Below are 20,873 nucleotides of genomic sequence, written 5' to 3'. Positions count from 1 at the left end.
CTTTATTGAGGTGGTTAAAATGAACTATTTAATTTTTAAAGTTATTTATGCAAATGCAAATATTGTTGTTGGCGAACATAATTTTATTGGTTATCAAATACGTATCCCAAAAGATTATGAATTAGAAATTAATAAATTTTGCAAATTATATTTGTATGAATATATTAGCATAATGCCTAATAAAAATTTAATTATTAAAGATTTATATGGTTTTCGTACTTATAATGAACGGTTATTATTTATAGACTTGATTAGTATTAATTCAATTGGCCCAAAAACAGCTATTAATATTCTAAAATATGATATTGATACAATTATTGATGCAATTGCTACTAAGAATATAGATTATTTAATAACAATTAAAGGAATTAACCAACGAAATGCTAATTTGATTTGTGATCAATTAAATTATAAATACATAAATAAAGTAAATGATAAAAATAACTGAGCTAAAGAATTAAGTATAGGTCTTGAAAATTTAGGATATACTAAAAAAGATATTGAGTATGCTATTACTAAAGTTAAAATTAATTCTCAACAAGATATTGATATTAGTGAAATTATAAGCTCTGCAATCAAAGAAATTTCATTGCGCCATGAAAACTAATTATGAGTTTCGTCCACAATATCTAAAAGATTTTATTGGTAAAGAACAATTAAAAAACAATTTAAAAGTTTATTTAACTGCTAGTAAACGATTAGAAAATAGTTTTGATCATACATTATTACATGGATTATCAGGAACAGGGAAAACAACATTAGCACTTATAATTGCTAATGAAATGAATGTTAATTGTCACATAACACAAGGGAACTTGTTAAATAAACCTATTGATATTATTAATTTATTATCTTTAATTAAAGAAAATGACGTTGTTTTTATTGATGAAATTCACGCTTGTGGTTTAGGTGCATTTGAAACACTTTATTCTGTATTAGAAGATTTTTGTATTGATATTAATATAGGTAAAGATTTTAATTCAAAAATGACGAGGTTAAAGATTCCTCATTTTACACTTATTGGTGCAACAACAATTTTTGGAAAAATCCCAAAATCTTTAGAAGAACGCTTCGGACACATCTTTCATTTAAATGAATATGAACCATCAGAAATTAGTGCAATTATTTTAAAGAATAATCAGATGCATTTTCAGATTGATTTAAACGAAGAAGAAATTGATTTGATTGCTAATAATGCTAAAGGAATCCCACGATTAGCAAATAGATTATTAAAACGAGTTGTAGATTTTAAAATTAATGGGTTTAATGATATTAAAAATATTTTTAAAAAAATTCAAATTTATGAGTTTGGATTAGATGAACAAGATATTAATTATCTAAATGTTTTATATCGACAAGATAATGAAATTGGTTTAAAATCAATTGCACAGATTTTACGTTTAGATCAATATACAATTGAAACAAAAATAGAACCTTATTTAATTCAACATCATTTTATAAATAAGAATTTAAGAGGTCGAAAAATTACAATTGAAGGAATAGATTTTTTAAAAAACAATCAACTAATCAAATAAAAATAATTGTTTTTAACATTTTCTTTTTTTACTAATTTATTTAGTGAGATACCAATTAAACGTATTGTTTCATCTTTATACATTTATATTAAATGGTAGATTTTCAAGCTTTTTAGGCTCATTATTACCTATATTCTCATAATACGACTTATCATCACTTTTATAAATTATAGATTCTTCTAAATCCTTCTTTTTAAGTTTACCCTCTTTGTATAATTTTTGTTTTTCTTTATGAATTTGTTTTAATAAATCTTTTATAGAATCATCATTTGGATCTTGTTTAATTAATTTGCCTTGCATAGCATATTGTAAAACCGATTTTTTTAGCTTTTCTGGAAATTCATTTTCAAGCTTCGATAATTTTTGTTCTATTTCATCATATTGTTTAATAAAAAATTCTAATAGATTAATTTTGTCAACTATTCGTTGTTGTTCATCTAATGGTGGCAATGGTATTAATAAATTATTTATATCTTTTAATGAAATATTGTCGTTAGTTGAGTTTTTCGAATCGTTTATTAATCCTTATATATAAGTAGTATTTATTAAATAATAAATATAATTATAATTTACATTAAATGTTCTGATTCTAGCAACTCTTTGATTTAAATAATAATCATTAGCTTTTTTTATAATTATATTTTTTCCAACTGTACCGCCAGTCATGACTAAAATAATATCGTTATTTTCAATTTTGTAAGAATTAAATTTTTCATTATATTCATAAAAAATAGGTTCATTATTATCAACTTCTTTACTATCAAAATCAGAAATTCTTATTATTCTTATACCTGAACTAGTATACTTTGATGACTTAAAAGAATATCCACTTATGACATTGGATATGTTATTTAGTTTTACTCAAATTCAATTATTAGGTATATTAAATGGTAGATTTTCAAGTTTTTTAGGTTTATTATTACCTATCTTCTCATAATAGTAATTATCTCTAGTTATAATATTTAAATTTATCAAAATGAAATGTTAGGCATGTTTAAGTATTTAAAAAGTAATTTTCAATGCCCTGCTTAACTATCGAGAAAATTTTGTAAAAAATCAATACTTAGAAGGTTAAACTTCACAAATTGAAGGCAAAACACGTGTTTATACTAAAATTAAAAATTCAATTGAACTTGAACTTTATATTATTGAACAATTAAGAAAATACAAACATCTATTCCCTAAAAAAATTATAAATTTTCTTGAAATAAAATTTAATGAGTGAGAAAAAAGATGAAAATTAGACATAAGCATTAATATGTATTGATATGTTATTATCAAAAAATATCTTGATCAATTTGAACAATTATATAAAAATTCATTAGAACAAATGAAAAAAGATAATCATGAATTACTTTTTAAATTACAAAATAATAAAAATTTACCTAATCAAAATGAAATTTTTATTCCTATTGAAAAATATAAAAAATGTGAAAACATGTTAGATTTAAACATTTGTGATAAGTATGCATATAAAGATCTTAAAGAACAAAATCACTATTTTGATTCTTCAACTGAATCTAAATTTGCAAATCGTTTTCTTTCATTATCAAATGATAATGATAAAATTAAAAATAATGTTGAACTTTGGACTAAAAATCCTGTTTTTCATGGATTAAAATATCAATATTTTAATGAAGATGGTCAAATAAGTAATTCATACCCTGATTTTATTTTAAAATAAAAACACATGATCAAAAAGATCATTATTTATATATTGAAGTAAAAAAATTATATAGTGATTATGATTATGAAAAAAACAAAATTATTAATTGAATCATATCAACGATATATTGAAAATAAAAACAATAACGATAATCTATATTAGATGAATTAGACAAAGTAGAAATTACGATTTTAGTTTGTTATATTAATATGAAAAATCAAAAAGATTTTTATTTTTATGGAGCTAGTTCAAATGCTGTTTTAAATAAAAAAGTTAATTTTGATCTTTTAAAAAACACAAGTATTAACAAAACTCTAGAACAACTAGTTGCGAATAAAGTAAAATTTATTATTGACATTAAACATTTATTAGATTTGTTACTTTAAGAATATCTAACTTTAGATCAATCTACTTTAGAATAAAACTAGAGTAGATTTTTATTTTAATAATGTTAAAATATTTAAACGTTTAATTTGAATAATACTTAAATAACTAAGAAGTTAAGCTAGTAATTGAATAATTAATTCTTGGAGTTTTAAATATGAAACACAAAAAATACAAATGAATTTGATTAAAACTAAGTATGATTAGTGCTATACCTTTGTTAGCAACAATAATTACAGCTTGTGCAAAAGTTGATACAAAACAAAAAGCTAAAGAAGAATTACAATCAAGTTTAAATAAAGCTGTTTTATTAAAAGAAATAGTTGATCAATCATCTTATGAAGATTTTAAAAAGATATATAATCAAACTCTTAAATCAAATTTAGAAAACATTAATAAATTATCAGAGCAAAAATTAAAACAAGAACAACAAACAATTAAAAATTTAATTACACAAGTTAGTGTTTTAAATGAATTAGATTCAATCAAAAACATGAGTGATTTAATAGATGTTGTTGAATTAGAAAACACTAAAAAACAATTACAAGATTTTTTAAATCAATATGAAAAATTACTTAATCAAGCAAGTGTTGATACTACAATAATTGATAAACTAAAATCTGATGCTCATCAAAAAAGATTGCACACTAAAGCTTTAATTCAAAAAACAATTTTAGATTTAGCTAATAAAATTAAAAATTTAATTAAAACATCTGGATCAAATAAAAATATTGTCGAGATTGAAAGTGATATTCAAAAATTAGTTAATAATAACACAAAAGCTAATTTTAAAAAACTATATGAAGATTTTAAATTAATTTACACTAAATTAAATGATATTAATGATTTAATTAACAAAGAACTAAAAGCTTTACCTTTTATTAAAAAATTAGATGATATTGTTAATGTTATTAATACTATTTACCAACAAAATTATAGTTTTTTATGATTTGATCAATTAAAATTAACTAATTTAAAACAAAATCTAAACAAGAATATCACTAATATTGTTAATGTTAAAAAATCATTAGATATTGAACAAATTAAATCTTTAACTAATAAATTATTAAATGATTTACAAAATTATTTACAAGGTTTAAATACAATTGCATTAGATAGTGAAAATAGTATTAATAAATTAATTAGTATTATTCAATCATTAAAACCAGACGATTACAATCCTTACTATAGTATTGAAAAACAACAAAATATCCAAAAAGACAAAAACAATAGTTCAAAAGCTACATATAATGGTTTAGAAAATCAAATTGAAAATTTACAATCAATTATTAGTTTATTTAGCTTTAATACAAATAGCTTAACGATTGATAGTGCAAATAATCTTAATAATGAATTAACTAAAAAATTTGAAGATGCTAATACTAAAATTAGTTCAATTGTTGATCAAATCAAACAAACAATTCTATCAAACTTTAAAAAAACTTATTTATTCAAAGATTTCATTAAACATCTAAAAGAATTTAATACTAAAGTTAATAGTGAAAATGATCAAGCAAAGAAAACTAATAAAACCCAAACAATTCAAGATGTTTTAAATAGTTATAAAAATGATCCTTGAATAAATACTAAAGTCAGTTTAAAACTTAGTGCAAATCAAACATTAACAATTGATAATCTAGAAAATATTGATTTAGCTTATTCTAATGATTTTTTATTAAAACCAAAAGAGTTAATTAACTATTTAAAATTAGATAATAATCAAGAAAGGGTGTTCACAAAAGATATTGAAAATTTTAGTGTTAAGATTTTTACGATTGTTGATAAAAAATTATATATTCCTGAAGCTAAAGAATTAATTGAAGAAAGTAAGAAAATTACTGAAACAAAAAATGGAAAAACAAATAACGAATCTAAAGTAGAAAGATTAAAAAAATTTACTAAATTTGTTGAACAAGGAATTAACAATAATAATGTGTCTTCTTATACGTTAGATCTTTATAATAAAAAACTAAAAAAACTAATTGAAGAAGTTAAAAAAATACAAAATGGAACTTCGCAAAAGATTGAAAATAATAGTAAATAATAGCGATTACACAAAACCATTTTTAGATTGTTTTAATAGTATTTATTTAAAAAAGTTATTTTATTTACTAAAAAGTATTAATTTAAAGGTGTTTTTGCATTTTAAATGATTAATTATTATAAAAAACATAAAATAATATTGCGTTAACATTAAAAATTATTTTTAGGAATTTATTAGTTATGAAAATTAGTCAAATTATTATTAATATCAAAATTTTGAGCTAATACTTTCGTTTCGTAATTTGAATTTCACTAAATTGAGAAAAGTATTAGTTTTATTTGACTAATACTTTTTTTAACACCTATTTTAAAAATTTAATAATTTTAAGGATAAAATAATATGAAATTTAAAAAGAAAGCAATATTATTGTCGACAATAAGTTTAAGTTCGATGGTTTTAGGATCGTTTAGTTTGTTAGCAAAAAATAAAAGTCAACAAACAATTAGTTCGAAACTAAACCAACAAGTTAATTTGGTTGACAATCAAAATCAAAACAAAATTAGTTATAGTGTTATTGAAATTGATGAAAGCAATAAAGATTATTTTAAAGATAAATTAATTATTCGTTTGATTTTTAATACAACAAAAGCTTCAAAAACAGAAATTTTTGAGCAACATTTAAAAATTAAAACTTGAATTAAAAATGCAAAAATATCAGGTGTAGATCAATATAATGAATTTGATTATTTACCTTTTATGGATTTAATTATTTTTAATAATAAATTGGACTTAAAACAACTTGAATCATTATCAAATAGTGATTTTATTAATCAAGTAATTATTAATAAAATTAAATTTATTTTATTTAATAAAAAGATTGATCAAAAACCAATGGCTGTATTTGGTGAGTGTAAAAATTTAGTTTTAAAAAATGAATGAGGATTTGATCAAGATGTTGGAGAATTTTGTCAAATCGATTCAAGTAGTGGAACAAGTTTTGAACCAGTTTATTCAAAAGATTTGCTTGAATTAAGAGAAGAATTTATTGAAAATGTAGAAGATCGTTTAAGTGATGAGTTTTTTGCAGATTTTTATGATAATACTAATTTATTTGAACAAACTCCAACGCCCAATGATCATTTATTAATTAAAACCAATCCTATAAAAGATGATTTTGAAAGTTTGTTATCAAAAAAATCTGGATTACAGTATAAAATAATGCGATTAGTGTATCAACATGAACATGGTAAAGTAATTAAAACATTACCTGTTAATGCCCTAACATTCTTAAATCATGAAGATTTAAAATTTGAAGAATTGTATTCAGGGAATTATCGATTTACTGGTATTGAGTATTGAGATAAAGAAAATAAAATTTGAGTTTTTGAGGAATTAATCAATCATAATGAACAATATTATCAAATGCAAGTAGTTTTTAATAACAACATTACTGTTCATGATTTAATTTCAAAAGTTTATTTTGATGCTCATTTTAATAAACCACAAGAAGAAAGTACTTCACAAAGTTTAACTTTATCATTAAATCCTAATTTTAATAATATAAATAAAGATGAATCAATTGAAATAAAGTTAATGAATTTAAATGATCGTGAAAATTGAGAAAGTCCATCTTTATTCACTAGATATTAATGCAAAGGATGAAACATCAGAAAATAGTCATATTAAAATTTGAAAAGAGTTAGATTGATTAATACAAAATGACGTAAAAATTATTAACCATAGTTATGGATGAAGTCCAAATGATTTTTTAAATATTGGTTTTTATAATTTTATTAATGGTAAAGAAATAAACGATGATAAAGATTTTAAAAGAGAGTTAAAAAAATATATAGATACATTGAATAAGGATGATATTGTTAATAATACTATTAATAAATATAAATTTAAAAATTATATTTATGATTTCATATCATATTATTTTGATATTATAAATATTTTTTCAGCTGGAAATTCTTATAATGATGAAATACGATATAGAAATAAAAATGGACATATTTTAGAAATTAATTGATTTGATATATCTAAATATAGTTTTATGGATAGATTTAATCAAAATTCAATATATGTAGGATCTACTAATAAAAATAATGAAAAAGTAAGTAATTTTTCAGATCGACATCACTTGAATGATGTTAAAAATAAATATGGAGATTTATTGATGCCATTTTTAGTTGCTCCTGGAGAAGGTATTTATGACACTTCAATAATTACAAAGTTTATTAAAAATAAAGGAGATAAAAATATAAATCTAGGTACTAGTTTTTCTGCGCCTATTGTCACTGGTGCGATTAGTTTATTGCAATCTTATTATATGGTTAATAACGCTAATAAAACAATTCCACTAACACATATTCGCTCAATTTTAGCTGCTTCATCAATTCCTTTAAAAAATAATGAAAATTATGATTTTTATAAAAATAGTTTTAGTCATTTATATGGTGCTGGTCATTTAGATTTTAAAAGAGCAATAGAAGCATATAAAAACGCAAAACAAACAAAAATTTTAACGAAACACAAAGATAAACAACTAGTTAAAGAAATGGATATAAGTATTGATAATGATCAAACTAATTTCAATTTTGCTTTATCATGATTATTTAAGCCAACATCAAATAGTTTTTCAAAAAAACATGATTATAATAGTGTATACAACGAATATAAAAAACTAACATATTTTAAAAATGACAATTATGATATCTATTTAGTTAAAAATGAAGATCTAAAAAATATTGATTATCAAAATTTTGATAACTTTGGCGAAATTTTAAGAACTATAAACATTTATCGTTCAGAATCAGATTCGAATGTTGAATTAATTAGAGCACCAAATCTAAATAAAGGCGAATACAAAATTTTAGTTTATCAAAAAGGAGAAGTAAGAAATGAACAAACGTCATTTAGTTACACATTCATTAAAGAAAAAGCTATTCATTAAAACTAGCTTATTATCATTATTTTTAATTGCACCTTTGATTATTGGTTGTACAACTAATAAATCAAAATCCAATAATTCTAATAAATTGTCAAAGCAAATAGAAATCAAAGAAAATAAACAACAAGAAAAACCAAAAACTAAAGAACTATCACCAATAATTGATATTCCAAAAAATGATTATTACAAAGTTTTATATGCTAATAATATTAAAAGCTTTGTTTATGATGGTAAAGTTTGAGATGACCAAAAACAAACCTATGATTTAGAATTTGTTAATAAATTACTAGCATACATTGACCAACATATAAGTAATTTAGTTGATTTTGAATTAGTTAAAAATAACCAAAACAAACCTTGATTTAAATGATTAATTGATTATTATATGTTTTTAAATGTGACATATTTTATTGATAATAAACCAAAATTTTTAGCAAATTCTATTAAGTATATTAGTTTAAGAGATCCAGAACATTATTTTGATGAAGCAACAAGAATATTTAAAAAATATTATCATCCTAATAAATTAAGTTCTAATAATAAAGATTATTTTTATTCTTGATACAATTTCATTTATTTTGCTCATATAAATCATTATTACAATGCTAGAGAATTATACAAGTATTACAATCAAAAATTTAATTTAGATCTTCCAAGTAAATATATTAATCATAGCTATCCAATAAGTCGTATTTATAAAAATGATAGGTATTATTTCTCTAACGTTAATCGTATATTATTTAAAATAAAAACATATGATAAAACAAGAATCAACACTTTATTTTTAGCGTTTAAAAAACTTAATCAAAGCAATGATGAAAATAAAAATTTAATTATTAAGTATTTAAAACAAGAAAATTTAATCGATCAAAATTATGAAATAACTAATAAATTAGATTTTAATATCTTTTTAGAAAAATCATTTTTAAATAACAAAGAATATTCAAGTACAAAAAATGAATTAAAACGATTTTTTGAAAACATTAATGATCAACTTAATAAGTTCAATTTATTTGTAAATGCATATTGATATGATAATAAATATTATTCGATTAGTACATCTAATACTAAATTAATGAATGATAAAATTCGTTTTAGTATTATTAACATGCTTTGACGAGATTATGATATTACTGATTACATTAAAGCTAAAAAAGATGAATTAATAGAAACTAATCCTATAAATTCACACTATGAAGATCGTTATTTAAACTTATTAAAACAGTTATATGAAAACGAATGACAAATTAGTATTAACAAAGATAAAAATAATGAAGAAATTAATCAATTAAAAACTAAAAATGAATCATTAAAAACCCGAATGCAAAATATAAAAAACGAATTTTTACAATACTTAGTAAAAATGGGTATTATTGATGATGCTAAAGAATTAGCAGATTTTAGTGTTAGTGAATTTTATTTATGATCAACTTATTTGTCTACTAAATAATTAGTGATTATATTTATTTTAAAAATAAAATCTACTTTAGCACAAAAACTAAAGTAGATATTTTTTATTTTATATTATTAATTATTTTGCATCATCAAAATATAATGCAACTAATGAGTGGTTATCATCAAAGATGCAATCACCATCAACTAATAGATCAACAAAGGCAGATAAATCAACTGTATATTCTTTGCCATTTTCTGCAACTAAAGTTACTTCGCCTTTACGTAATTCATCTTTTGAAGTTAAGATTTTGTGTAGATGATAGTGTTTTCCATCTGGTAAAATTAATGGATGTTTAATAATATTACGTACAATTTCTTTATAAATCATAAACCAATATGCTCCTTTAAATTTTAATAATATAAACAAATAATAAGTGTTTATACATATTAATTATAAAACAGTTTAAAAAACCTCTTGATTTAAACGAAGAAGAAATTGATTTGATTGCTAATAATGCTAAAGGAATCCCACGATTAGCAAATCGATTGTTAAAACGAGTTGTAGATTTTAAAATTAATGGGTTTAATGATATTAAAAGTATTTTTAAAAAAATTCAAATTTATGAGTTTGGATTAGATGAACAAGATATTAATTATCTAAATGTTTTATATCGACAAGATAATGAAATTGGTTTAAAATCAATTGCACAGATTTTACGTTTAGATCAATATACAATTGAAACAAAAATAGAACCTTATTTAATTCAACATCATTTTATAAATAAGAATTTAAGAGGTCGAAAAATTACAATTGAAGGAATAGATTTTTAAAAAACAATCAATTAATCAAATAAAAATAATTGTTTTTTAACATTTTCTTTTTTTACTAATTTATTTAGTGAGATACCAATTAAACGTATTGTTTCATCTTTATACATTATTTTAAATAAGTTTTTAATTGCTAGAAAAATGGTTTGATAATCATCAGTGTAATAAGTTAATTGTTTTTGCTTAATTTTTGTTTTAAAACTAGGATATTTAATATAAATACTGATGTTATTAGTCATTAAATTACATTTTTTTAATCGATTAGTAACAGTTAAAATTAAATCGTTCATTTCATTAGAAATTTCATAAAAATCATTCAAATCTTCGTTAAATGTTTTCGAATGTGAAATTGTTTTATAAATATCTTCATCAATTATTTTAATTTTACTTAAACCTTTTAAATCATTGACTAAATTTTGATATATTGAACCTAAAACTAATGAAATTTTTTGTTTATTTTCAGTTGCAATTAATTCTTTAATTTTAAAAATGTTAATCGCATATAATTCTTGTGATTTTATTTCGCCAATATAGGGAATTTTATTGATATTTAATTCATAAATTAAATTAATAATTTTATTTTCATCAATAATTGATATACCAGAAGGTTTATTTAATTCCGTTGCCATTTTTGCAATTGTTTTATTATATGAAATTCCAATTGAAATACTAAGGTTTAGTTTGTTTTTGATTTCTTTTTGTATTTTTGTTGCTAACAAGCGGATATTATTATGATATTTTTTAACTAAATCTGTTGCATCAATAAAGCATTCATCAATTGAAGTTATTTCAATCTTATTTGTATATTTATTAATGATTTGAAAAAAATGTTTTGAGTAAGATTGATAAATATTGTGTTCAGAAGGTAAAATAATTAAATTTGGACATAATTCTTTAGCTAAAAAGATAGGCATTGCAGCTTTAACGCCATAAGAACGTGCTAAATAGTTAGGTGAAGAAATAATACCTGTGCGTGAATTTAATGAACCAACAGCAATTGGAAAATTTTTATATTCAGGATGTAATAGTTCACTAACAGTAGCATAAAAAGCATCGATATCAAGATGCATGATGATTTTTTGATGATTATTTTTCATGCTTTTGTAAAAATATCATATATTCTTGATTTTGTTTTTTTTCATCAAAAATATCAGTAGGAGTTAAATGTTTACATTCAAAGTCATAATTTTTTGCTAAATTGATTATTTTGTTTATTGCTAATTGTTGTAATTTTTGATTTTGAATTAGACCTTTATATTTACTAGCTACGTCCTTTCCTAATTCAAACTGGGGTTTTATCAACAATAAAAGCAAAGTTTTAGGGGATGAAATTTTTTTAATTATTGGAAAAATTTGCTCTAAAGAAATGAAAGATAAATCACCAACAATTAAATCTAAATCTTCTAAAAAATAAGATTTATCTAAATTTTTAACATTAGTTTTTTCATAATTAATAATTTTATAACTTTTCTTTAAACTAGGGTGTAATAAGTCAACACCAACATCGATTGCGTAAATTTTTTTAGCACCCAATTGTAAACAACAATCAGTAAAACCTCCTGTTGAGCTCCCTAAATCAGCTATAACAAAATTTTTAATTATTAAATTAATTTCTTTAATAATTTTTAAAAGCTTATATCCACCTTTAGAAACGAAATACATTTCATCATTTTTAATTTCTACAGAATCAGTCTGTTTAACTAAAAATGAGGGTTTTAATACTTGAAAATTATTAACAAACACACGTCCACGTTTTATCAAATCAATTGCTTTGGATCGTGTTTCACATTGATTAGTGTTTTTCAGATAATGATCTAACCTTTGATTCATTTATAAGCTTACCTTTTTTATAAATTATTAATTAATAATAAAATAAAAACCACTTCAATGCGGTTTTTATTTTAATTTTGATTTATTTTTTTGTTTTATCAACTTCTTTTTCTAATTCATTTTCAATTTCTACTTCATCACCATCATTATAAATTGAATTAGTTTTTTCGTTTTCTTTGATTTCATTAATTTTATAGTCTTTTGGTAAACTAAAATCTGTTACAGAAACTTGTGGATATGTCGATTCATTTTTCACAATAATTGATTCAACACCAAAAACATCTAATAAAATTTCATGATCGATTGTTTCTTTTAATTTTCCATAACGAACCATTTCACCATTTTTCATAATCATGACTTTATGTGCATATTTTAAACCATTATTAATATCATGAATAACTAAAACAATTGTTTTTTTCATTTCGTGGTGTAATTTATGTAAAAGTTCAATAATTTCTAATTGACTTCTTATATCTAAGTGGTTAGTAGGTTCATCTAAAACAATTGTTTCAGTATCTTGAGCAAGTGCTAAAGCAATTAATGCTTTTTGTTTTTGACCACCTGATAAATCTTCAAGATTTTTGTGGCGGAATTCATAAATACCAACATTTTTCAAAGCTTCATCAATAATTTGTTTTTCACGTTCTGTATTTGTATTAATTCCCAAAGCATTTGAACTTGGAAAACGACCCATTTTAACAAAATCATAAATTGATGTAGCTTCTGGGAATACAGCAAGTTGTGGGACATATGCTAAATTTAAAGCTAATTCCTTTGACTTATAGGCATGAATTTTTTTATAATTTTGAATATGTCAATCAATTGTTTCAATAACTTCTTTACGATCTTTTGTAAATATATTAACAATAGAAGATCATGCTTTTTCTAATCAAAGAAATGGTAATAATGGTCTTGATATCAATTTATCTCTATACATTATATAACCACTTGAAGGATTATTGATACGACACAATCCTTTGATTAATGTGGATTTACCAGAACCATTAGGCCCTAATACAACAACAAAATCGTTGCGATGAATTGTTGCCGTTAGGTTTTTAATAATCATTTTTTTTCCGTAACCTAATGAAACATTATTAAGTTTAAAAATTGGCTCATTAGAATCAATTTCATCGTTTTTAAATTCTTCACTATCTTCATAGCTTAAAATTTCATTCATATCTACAACACTAACGTGTTTGTGTTCTTCTTTTTGTAAATCATTCTTTTTTTTAAAAAAACTCATATTTACTCCCAAAACTAAAAAATTAAATTATAAGTTAGAATTTCATTTTATCTACAAGAAGTTTATCTTGTATTCCCATAAAAAAATAAATGCAAATTATTTTTAATTTCATCATTAAAGCATTTATTATTTTTGTTTTTATTAATTCTCCAATAAGAATAACACATTTTTTTATTCTATATATTTTACATTTACCTAAAAAAAACACTTTTTTTTAATTTTAGTGTATTTTTTTGTTTTAAAAGCGTTAAAATAAAATTGCATTATTACTTAATATACAAGATATATTAGAGGTAAATAAATGAATCTATCATTAAGAGAAGTCCAAAAATTATTGATAACAGTTGCTGCTGACGTTGCAAGAAGACGTTTAGCTAGAGGTTTAAAATTAAACTATTCAGAAGCTGTTGCTTTAATTACTGATCATGTAATGGAAGGGGCAAGAGATGGTAAGCTAGTTGCTGACCTAATGCAATCTGCTCGTGAAGTACTACGTGTTGATCAAGTTATGGAAGGTGTAGATACAATGGTTAGTATAATTCAAGTTGAAGTTACTTTCCCTGATGGTACTAAACTAGTTTCTGTACACGATCCAATTTACAAATAACATTTACAATTCGTAAAATTTTTTTATAAAAGGAGATAATGATTATATGTCAGGATCATCAAGTCAATTTAGTCCAGGTAAATTAGTACCAGGGGCAATTAATTTCGCTAGTGGTGAAATTGTGATGAATGAAGGTAGAGAGGCAAAAGTAATTAGTATTAAAAATACTGGGGACCGTCCTATACAAGTTGGATCACATTTTCACTTGTTTGAAGTGAATAGTGCATTAGTATTTTTTGATGAAAAAGGAAATGAAGATAAAGAACGCAAAGTTGCTTATGGACGACGTTTCGATATTCCATCAGGTACTGCTATTCGTTTTGAACCAGGAGATAAAAAAGAAGTTTCAATTATTGATTTAGCCGGAACACGCGAAGTTTGAGGTGTAAATGGCTTAGTTAATGGAAAACTTAAAAAATAAAACTCTATTTTACAAGTTTCTACTATAGATAAAAAGGGGAACATTATGTTTAAAATTTCAAGAAAAAATTATTCAGATTTATACGGTATTACAACTGGTGATAGCGTTAGATTAGGAGATACAAATCTTTGAGTTAAAGTTGAAAAAGACTTAACTACTTATGGTGAAGAATCTGTTTTTGGTGGTGGAAAAACCCTACGTGAAGGTATGGGAATGAATTCTACTATGAAGTTAGATGATAAATTAGGTAATGCTGAAGTAATGGATTTAGTTATTACAAATGCACTAATTGTTGATTATACAGGTATTTATAAAGCAGATATTGGTATTAAAAATGGAAAAATTGCTGCGATTGGTAAATCTGGAAATCCACATTTAACAGATAATGTTGATATGATTGTGGGTATCTCAACTGAAATTTCAGCTGGTGAGGGTAAAATTTATACAGCTGGTGGTTTAGATACTCACGTTCACTGACTAGAACCAGAAATAGTTCCTGTTGCATTAGATGGTGGTATTACAACTGTTATTGCTGGTGGTACAGGTATGAATGATGGTACAAAAGCCACAACTGTTTCACCTGGTAAATTTTGAGTTAAATCAGCTTTACAAGCAGCTGATGGATTATCAATTAATGCCGGTTTTTTAGCTAAAGGTCAAGGTATGGAAGATCCAATTTTTGAGCAAATTGCTGCTGGAGCTTGTGGACTTAAAATCCATGAAGACTGAGGGGCAACAGGAAATGCGATTGATTTAGCATTAACAGTTGCTGATAAAACTGATGTAGCTGTTGCTATTCATACAGATACATTAAATGAAGCTGGATTTGTAGAACATACAATTGCAGCTATGAAAGGGCGAACAATTCATGCTTATCATACAGAAGGTGCTGGTGGAGGGCATGCTCCAGATATTCTAGAAACTGTTAAATATGCCCATATTTTACCAGCTTCTACAAACCCAACAATTCCTTATACAGTAAATACAATTGCTGAACATTTAGATATGTTAATGGTATGTCACCACTTAAATCCTAAGGTTCCAGAAGATGTTGCTTTTGCTGATTCACGTATTCGTAGCCAAACAATTGCAGCTGAAGACTTATTGCACGATATGGGTGCAATTTCAATTATGTCATCAGATACATTAGCTATGGGACGTATTGGCGAAGTTGCAACTCGTACATGACAAATGGCTCACAAAATGAAAGCACAATTTGGATCATTAAAAGGTGATAGTGAATTCAGTGATAACAATCGTGTAAAACGTTATATTTCTAAATATACAATTAACCCAGCTATTGCACATGGTGTTGATTCTTATATTGGTTCACTAGAAGTTGGTAAATTAGCTGATATTGTTGCTTGAGAACCTAAATTCTTTGGTGCAAAACCTTATTATGTTGTAAAAATGGGTGTAATCGCTCGTTGTGTAGCAGGTGATCCAAATGCTTCAATTCCAACATGCGAACCTGTAATTATGCGTGACCAATTTGGAACTTATGGACGTTTGTTAACTAATACATCAGTAAGTTTTGTTTCAAAAATTGGGTTAGAAAATGGCATTAAAGAGGAATATAAATTAGAAAAAGAATTATTACCAGTTAAAAATTGCCGTTCAGTAAATAAAAAGAGTATGAAATGAAACTCTGCGACTCCAAATTTAGAAGTTGATCCGCAAACTTTTGATGCTGCTGTTGATTTTAATGATTTAGAAAATTGACTAGAACAATCAGCTTCTGAATTAGCTAAAAAATTAAAAAAGACTTCAAGTGGCAAATATATACTTGATGCTGAACCTTTAACAGAAGCGCCATTAGCACAAAGATATTTCTTATTTTAATTGTCAAACTAAAATATTATATTAATTTATTTTCGTTACATTTTAAAAAAGCGAGGTAATAATCTTGACTGTATTTAAAGAAATTTTAGATAATATTGCTAACATTAAAAATGTTGAAAGTTATCAAATTGAGAACATTCATTTAACAAGCGACGACGTTTTAAAACGTGTAATTATCATTTCATCAGATCAAAATGTTGAATATGGAATTCGTTTAGAAGAGGACAAAAAATTAATGGATGGTGACATCTTATACAAGGATGATTATAAACTAGTTGTTATTAGATTAGAGTTATCAGATGTATTAATTATTACAGCACACACAATTGGTGAAATGGCAAAAATTGCCCATAATTTAGGTAATCGTCATATGCCGGCTCAATTTACTGAAACACAAATGATCGTTCCCTACGACTATTTAGTAGAAGAATACCTTCAAGATAATAAAGCCCTATATGAAAGAAAAAAAATTAAACTTAAAGAAGCATTTAAACACTGTAGTGACGCTAAATAGTGACTATTTAAATTTATTAGACCTAATGCAGATCACTAACGCAAACTTTCCAATTGGAACATTTAGTCATTCTTTTGGAGTTGAAACTTATATTAGAAAAGATATTGTTTTTGATGGAGAATCATTAATTAAAGCGTTACTTCTGTATATGAATGAACAATTGTTACATGGTGATTTATTGGCAATTTATCAAATTTTTAAACTATTGCCAAAACAAAAAATAAATGCAATTTGAGAAATTGATCAAATGATAAACTTTCAAGGTTTAGCAAGAGAGACTCGTGAAGGTCAACGTCGAATTGGACAACAAATGGTAAAGATATATAATGAACTTTTTAATTGTGAACTTTTAGTTGAATATGCTGAAAGAATAAAAAATAAAAAATCTTATGGAAATCCTGCTGTTGCGTTTGCTTTATTAGCTATGCATTTAAAAATAGATTTAAAAACTGCTTTATATACGCATCTTTACTCTACAGTTGCTGCATTAACGCAAAACTGTGTACGTGCAATTCCATTAGGACAAGTTAAGGGACAAAAAATAATTTATCAACTTAAACATGTTTATTTTGATGATATTGTTAATAAAGTCTTTACATTGGATTTTAAAACAGATTTTTGCAAAAATATACCAGGCCTTGAAATTGCACAAATGGAACACGAAGACACACCTGTTCGATTATTCATGTCATAATTAAAGTTTTAGTCAACATTACATTAATCATAAAAATACCATTTAATATTTTTAAAAATTAAAAAAGAAAGAGAATTAATTATGAAAAGACCATTAATTATTGGTGTAGGTGGACCTGTAGGAGCAGGTAAAACAATGCTAATCGAAAGATTAACAAGATACCTTTCAACAAAAGGTTATAGTATGGCAGCAATTACTAATGATATTTACACTAAAGAAGATGCTAGAATTTTATTAAATACTTCTGTTTTACCAGCTGATCGTATTGCTGGTGTTGAAACAGGAGGATGTCCACATACAGCAATTCGTGAAGATGCTTCAATGAACTTTGCTGCAATTGAAGAAATGTGTGATAAACACCCTGATTTACAATTATTATTTTTAGAATCTGGTGGGGATAATTTATCTGCAACATTTAGTCCAGATTTAGTTGATTTTTCAATTTATATCATTGATGTTGCACAAGGAGAAAAAATTCCTCGTAAGGGTGGTCAAGGAATGATTAAATCAGACTTATTTATTATTAATAAAGTTGATTTAGCTCCTTATGTTGGTGCTAATGTAGAAGTAATGAAAGCCGATACATTAAAATCACGTGGTAATAAAGATTTCTTTGTAACGAATTTAAAAACAGATGAAGGTTTAAAATCTGTTGCTGATTGAATTGAAAAGCGTTTGCAATTAGCTTTACTAGAAGAATAAAGTTAACAAATGATTTTAAATAAAGAAAAAATTAAAAATTATGCTGCTTATTTATACATTAAAGTAGCATATGATCAAGCTCATTCAAAAATGGCACATACTGTCTATTTTACGAATTTTTATCGTTCATCTAAACCTTTATTTTTAGATGAAGAAGATCCAATCAACCCCTGTTTTCAAACAATTAGTATGGGTGGTGGATATGTTTCAGGTGAAATTTATCGTTCTGATTTTGAAATTAATGATGATGCTCGTTGTATCATTACAACACAATCCTCAGCTAAAGCTTATAAAACGGTTGATGGAAAAACTTCTGAGCAACATACAAATATCACGTTAGGAAAAAATAGTATTTTAGAATATATAAGTGATAACGTAATTGTTTATGAAGATGGAAAGTTCGCACAATTTAATAATTTTAAAATGGATTCAAGTGCTACTTTAATTTACACAGAATGTTTTGGCCCTGGTTGATCGCCACATGGGTCTGCTTATCAATACGAAAAAATGTATTTAAATACTAAAATATATTATGATGATAAATTGGTTTTATTTGATAATTTAAAATTTCAACCACGTAAAAATGATGAATCAGCATTTGGAATCATGGATGGCTATCATTATTGTGGAACCATGATTGTAATTAATCAACAAGTTATTGAAGATGATGTTATTAAAATTCGTGATTTAGTTAAGGAAAAATATCCTGACATGGATATGATATTTGGTGTATCACGTATGGATATTCCTGGTTTGGGATTACGAGTTTTAGCTAATACTTATTATCATGTTGAAAAAATTAATGCTGTTGCTCATGATTATTTTAGAAGAAAATTATTCAATAAAAAACCTTTAATTTTACGAAAACCATAAAAGATTTAAAAAACCTTAAAACGTTAAGTTTTAAGGTTTTTATTTCTTATAAATTGTTAAATAATTATATAATATATATGAATTAGACCACAAGGAGGATTTTTAAATGGTTAAATCTCAAAAAGTTATAGATGTTTTAAATACACATTATAATTTAAATTTAGAACTAGGTAGTATTTATGCACAATATGCTCATATTGCTGATGACCAATTCAGTATGCCTTTTTTAGCAAAATTTATTGCTGATTTAAGCAATGATAAATTAGGTGTTCACAAGAATTTAATTTCTGAATATGCTCGTAAAGTTGAAATTCCATTACACACTAAATTTAGTGTAGATGTTAATTTTAAGCCAGCGAATCCTAAGGAATTAATAAAACACATTTTAGATACAGAATTAAAAGTTCGTAAGCATGTAGCCAATATGGCAAAAGTATGTTTGGAAGAAAATGATTTTGAAACATTTAGTTTTGTAAAATGATTTGTTGATGATGGTATTAAAGATTTTGATGATGTTCGTACCATCCATGATTTCTTTGAAAATGCTACTAATAATTTGCAAGTTGAATATGCCATTCGTAAATATTTAAAGCAAATGAAAGTTGAAGAAGAAAAATAATTTAATTATATATTAAACAATAAAAACCATTTATAAGGTTATAAAAATACTTATAAATGGTTTTTAATTTTCTATTAGTTTTTAAACTAATTGATTATTAATAATAAAATCTAAATTGTGATATTTTGGATTTAGAAATAAATGTGGATATTAACTAAATAAAGAATATAATTTAAAATTATTTAAATAATCTTTTAATTGTCTTTGATAATTAAAAGAATTTTTTTAAAATTTTAGCAAAAATTAATTGTCCATATATTCTTTCTAAAATTTGCAAATTTTCGTTTGTATAATCTTTATTTGGTTCATAATCACGTCTTAAAATGTCATAATTTTTACCAAGTAAAAAATTATCAAAACCTATAATTGATTGGGCTTCATCATTTGTTAGTTTAGTATTATTACGAATAAAATCAAAACTCGTTAGAAGTGCTGATGTTGTTGGTTGAAAACCCCATAATGAAAAATTAGGTGTGTTTTTGTTTTTAAATAAAACTGCTTTGTTATTTTTAATTGATAAATAATCTTTTAATAAGATATTTTCTCATGGTGTTTTTGCATCTAAAATAATTGGTTTAAAGATTCCATTAGTGATTTCTTGAATGTAATCTAATACTTGATTTTGATTATAAATAGGGTGTAATTTAAAAAAGTAATTAGCATTAGGATATTTGTTTTTAATTTTTAGTGCTCATTGTTGTAATTCTTGTTTAGCAATTTTACGATCTTTTAAAACATTATTTTTAAATAGTGAAGAACCCATAAAAATTAAGTTTTGCT

21 protein-coding genes and 2 pseudogenes are annotated in these 20,873 nt (G+C 24.0%); 16 read left to right on the top strand and 7 right to left on the bottom strand.

Features of this window, described 5'->3' with window-relative positions; genetic code table 4:
- Positions 1-19 precede the first annotated feature (19 nt).
- Positions 20-607 carry a Holliday junction branch migration protein RuvA gene (gene ruvA / locus UPA3_RS02345; protein WP_006688612.1) on the top strand — a complete coding sequence of 196 codons (588 nt, stop codon included), beginning with the start codon at positions 20-22 and terminating at the stop codon, positions 605-607.
- Complete coding sequence (gene ruvB, locus UPA3_RS02340) at positions 597-1,535, top strand: Holliday junction branch migration DNA helicase RuvB (protein WP_006689015.1); 939 nt, start codon at positions 597-599, stop codon at positions 1,533-1,535. The genes ruvA and ruvB overlap by 11 nt, the downstream gene beginning before the upstream one ends.
- 75 nt (positions 1,536-1,610) lie before the next feature.
- On the opposite strand, the gene UPA3_RS03220 is transcribed toward ruvB, so the two are convergent.
- Both UPA3_RS03220 and UPA3_RS02335 read right to left on the bottom strand, forming a co-directional pair.
- Positions 1,611-2,054, bottom strand: a complete 444-nt coding sequence (locus tag UPA3_RS03220) for a restriction endonuclease subunit S (protein ID WP_267961695.1) — start codon at positions 2,052-2,054, stop codon at positions 1,611-1,613.
- A gap of 6 nt (positions 2,055-2,060) precedes the next feature.
- Positions 2,061-2,510 carry a restriction endonuclease subunit S gene (locus UPA3_RS02335; protein ID WP_010891777.1) on the bottom strand — a complete coding sequence of 150 codons (450 nt, stop codon included), beginning with the start codon at positions 2,508-2,510 and terminating at the stop codon, positions 2,061-2,063.
- A 58-nt stretch (positions 2,511-2,568) separates the two neighbouring features.
- Between UPA3_RS02335 and UPA3_RS03360 the strand changes: the two are divergent.
- The 5 genes and pseudogenes from UPA3_RS03360 to UPA3_RS02310 all read left to right on the top strand — a co-directional run.
- Positions 2,569-3,587 (top strand): annotated as a pseudogene (locus tag UPA3_RS03360) (DEAD/DEAH box helicase family protein); the annotation flags it as partial.
- A gap of 155 nt (positions 3,588-3,742) precedes the next feature.
- Entirely contained in the window at positions 3,743-5,629 is a 1,887-nt protein-coding gene (locus UPA3_RS02325; protein ID WP_006689030.1) for a hypothetical protein, read from the top strand.
- A gap of 339 nt (positions 5,630-5,968) precedes the next feature.
- Positions 5,969-7,219 (top strand): hypothetical protein, encoded by a 1,251-nt coding sequence (locus UPA3_RS02320; RefSeq protein WP_010891774.1) that lies wholly within the window; start codon positions 5,969-5,971, stop codon positions 7,217-7,219.
- Positions 7,173-8,525, top strand: coding sequence for a S8 family serine peptidase (locus UPA3_RS02315; RefSeq protein ID WP_006689094.1), 1,353 nt, complete (start codon positions 7,173-7,175; stop codon positions 8,523-8,525). The genes UPA3_RS02320 and UPA3_RS02315 overlap by 47 nt, the downstream gene beginning before the upstream one ends.
- The gene (locus UPA3_RS02310; protein WP_010891773.1) at positions 8,473-9,972 is read left to right on the top strand and encodes a hypothetical protein; all 1,500 of its coding nucleotides are present in this window, start codon (positions 8,473-8,475) and stop codon (positions 9,970-9,972) included. The genes UPA3_RS02315 and UPA3_RS02310 overlap by 53 nt, the downstream gene beginning before the upstream one ends.
- Before the next feature lie 81 nt (positions 9,973-10,053).
- On the opposite strand, the gene UPA3_RS02305 is transcribed toward UPA3_RS02310, so the two are convergent.
- On the bottom strand, positions 10,054-10,305 hold the full coding sequence (locus UPA3_RS02305) for an urease accessory protein UreE N-terminal domain-containing protein (protein ID WP_006688998.1): 252 nt from the start codon (positions 10,303-10,305) through the stop codon (positions 10,054-10,056).
- A 92-nt stretch (positions 10,306-10,397) separates the two neighbouring features.
- Between UPA3_RS02305 and UPA3_RS02300 the strand changes: the two are divergent.
- Positions 10,398-10,771: pseudogene (locus UPA3_RS02300) on the top strand (Holliday junction DNA helicase RuvB C-terminal domain-containing protein); the annotation flags it as partial.
- Here UPA3_RS02300 and dinB read toward each other — a convergent pair.
- From dinB to UPA3_RS02285, 3 genes are all read right to left on the bottom strand, one after another.
- Entirely contained in the window at positions 10,760-11,842 is a 1,083-nt protein-coding gene (gene dinB / locus UPA3_RS02295) for a DNA polymerase IV (protein ID WP_006689004.1), read from the bottom strand. The pseudogene UPA3_RS02300 and the gene dinB sit on opposite strands and share 12 nt — an antisense overlap.
- The gene (locus tag UPA3_RS02290; protein WP_006689051.1) at positions 11,832-12,575 is read right to left on the bottom strand and encodes a TlyA family RNA methyltransferase; all 744 of its coding nucleotides are present in this window, start codon (positions 12,573-12,575) and stop codon (positions 11,832-11,834) included. Before UPA3_RS02290 ends, dinB begins: the two co-directional genes overlap by 11 nt.
- Before the next feature lie 82 nt (positions 12,576-12,657).
- Positions 12,658-13,821, bottom strand: coding sequence for an ABC transporter ATP-binding protein (locus UPA3_RS02285; RefSeq protein ID WP_006689086.1), 1,164 nt, complete (start codon positions 13,819-13,821; stop codon positions 12,658-12,660).
- Positions 13,822-14,122: 301 nt separating this feature from the next.
- Here UPA3_RS02285 and UPA3_RS02280 point away from each other — a divergent pair, with 301 nt between their 5' ends.
- The 8 genes from UPA3_RS02280 to UPA3_RS02245 all read left to right on the top strand — a co-directional run bounded on the left by UPA3_RS02280 (position 14,123) and on the right by UPA3_RS02245 (position 20,093).
- Positions 14,123-14,428 carry an urease subunit gamma gene (locus UPA3_RS02280; protein WP_010891770.1) on the top strand — a complete coding sequence of 102 codons (306 nt, stop codon included), beginning with the start codon at positions 14,123-14,125 and terminating at the stop codon, positions 14,426-14,428.
- 46 nt (positions 14,429-14,474) lie between these two features.
- Positions 14,475-14,849, top strand: coding sequence for an urease subunit beta (gene ureB / locus UPA3_RS02275; RefSeq protein ID WP_006688518.1), 375 nt, complete (start codon positions 14,475-14,477; stop codon positions 14,847-14,849).
- Between the two features lie 45 nt (positions 14,850-14,894).
- A complete protein-coding gene (ureC, locus tag UPA3_RS02270; RefSeq protein ID WP_006688455.1) occupies positions 14,895-16,691 on the top strand; it encodes an urease subunit alpha in 1,797 nt (598 codons plus the stop codon).
- A 64-nt stretch (positions 16,692-16,755) separates the two neighbouring features.
- A complete protein-coding gene (locus tag UPA3_RS02265; RefSeq protein ID WP_006688775.1) occupies positions 16,756-17,205 on the top strand; it encodes an urease accessory protein UreE in 450 nt (149 codons plus the stop codon).
- Complete coding sequence (locus UPA3_RS02260) at positions 17,192-17,899, top strand: urease accessory protein UreF (RefSeq protein ID WP_006689006.1); 708 nt, start codon at positions 17,192-17,194, stop codon at positions 17,897-17,899. Before UPA3_RS02265 ends, UPA3_RS02260 begins: the two co-directional genes overlap by 14 nt.
- 81 nt (positions 17,900-17,980) lie before the next feature.
- Positions 17,981-18,601 (top strand): urease accessory protein UreG, encoded by a 621-nt coding sequence (gene ureG / locus UPA3_RS02255; protein WP_006688745.1) that lies wholly within the window; start codon positions 17,981-17,983, stop codon positions 18,599-18,601.
- 9 nt (positions 18,602-18,610) lie between these two features.
- The gene (locus UPA3_RS02250) at positions 18,611-19,474 is read left to right on the top strand and encodes an urease accessory protein UreD (RefSeq protein ID WP_006688613.1); all 864 of its coding nucleotides are present in this window, start codon (positions 18,611-18,613) and stop codon (positions 19,472-19,474) included.
- 106 nt (positions 19,475-19,580) lie between these two features.
- The gene (locus UPA3_RS02245) at positions 19,581-20,093 is read left to right on the top strand and encodes a ferritin (RefSeq protein ID WP_010891768.1); all 513 of its coding nucleotides are present in this window, start codon (positions 19,581-19,583) and stop codon (positions 20,091-20,093) included.
- Positions 20,094-20,304: 211 nt separating this feature from the next.
- Here UPA3_RS02245 and UPA3_RS02240 read toward each other — a convergent pair whose 3' ends face one another.
- On the bottom strand, positions 20,305-20,856 hold the full coding sequence (locus UPA3_RS02240; protein ID WP_010891767.1) for a hypothetical protein: 552 nt from the start codon (positions 20,854-20,856) through the stop codon (positions 20,305-20,307).
- Between the last annotated feature and the right edge of the window lie 17 nt (positions 20,857-20,873).

It is taken from the genome of Ureaplasma parvum serovar 3 str. ATCC 27815 (assembly GCF_000019345.1).
In the GTDB taxonomy this organism is placed as follows: Bacteria; Bacillota_I; Bacilli_A; order Mycoplasmatales; family Mycoplasmoidaceae; genus Ureaplasma; species Ureaplasma parvum.
This window is presented reverse-complemented; position numbering and strand designations above follow the sequence as displayed.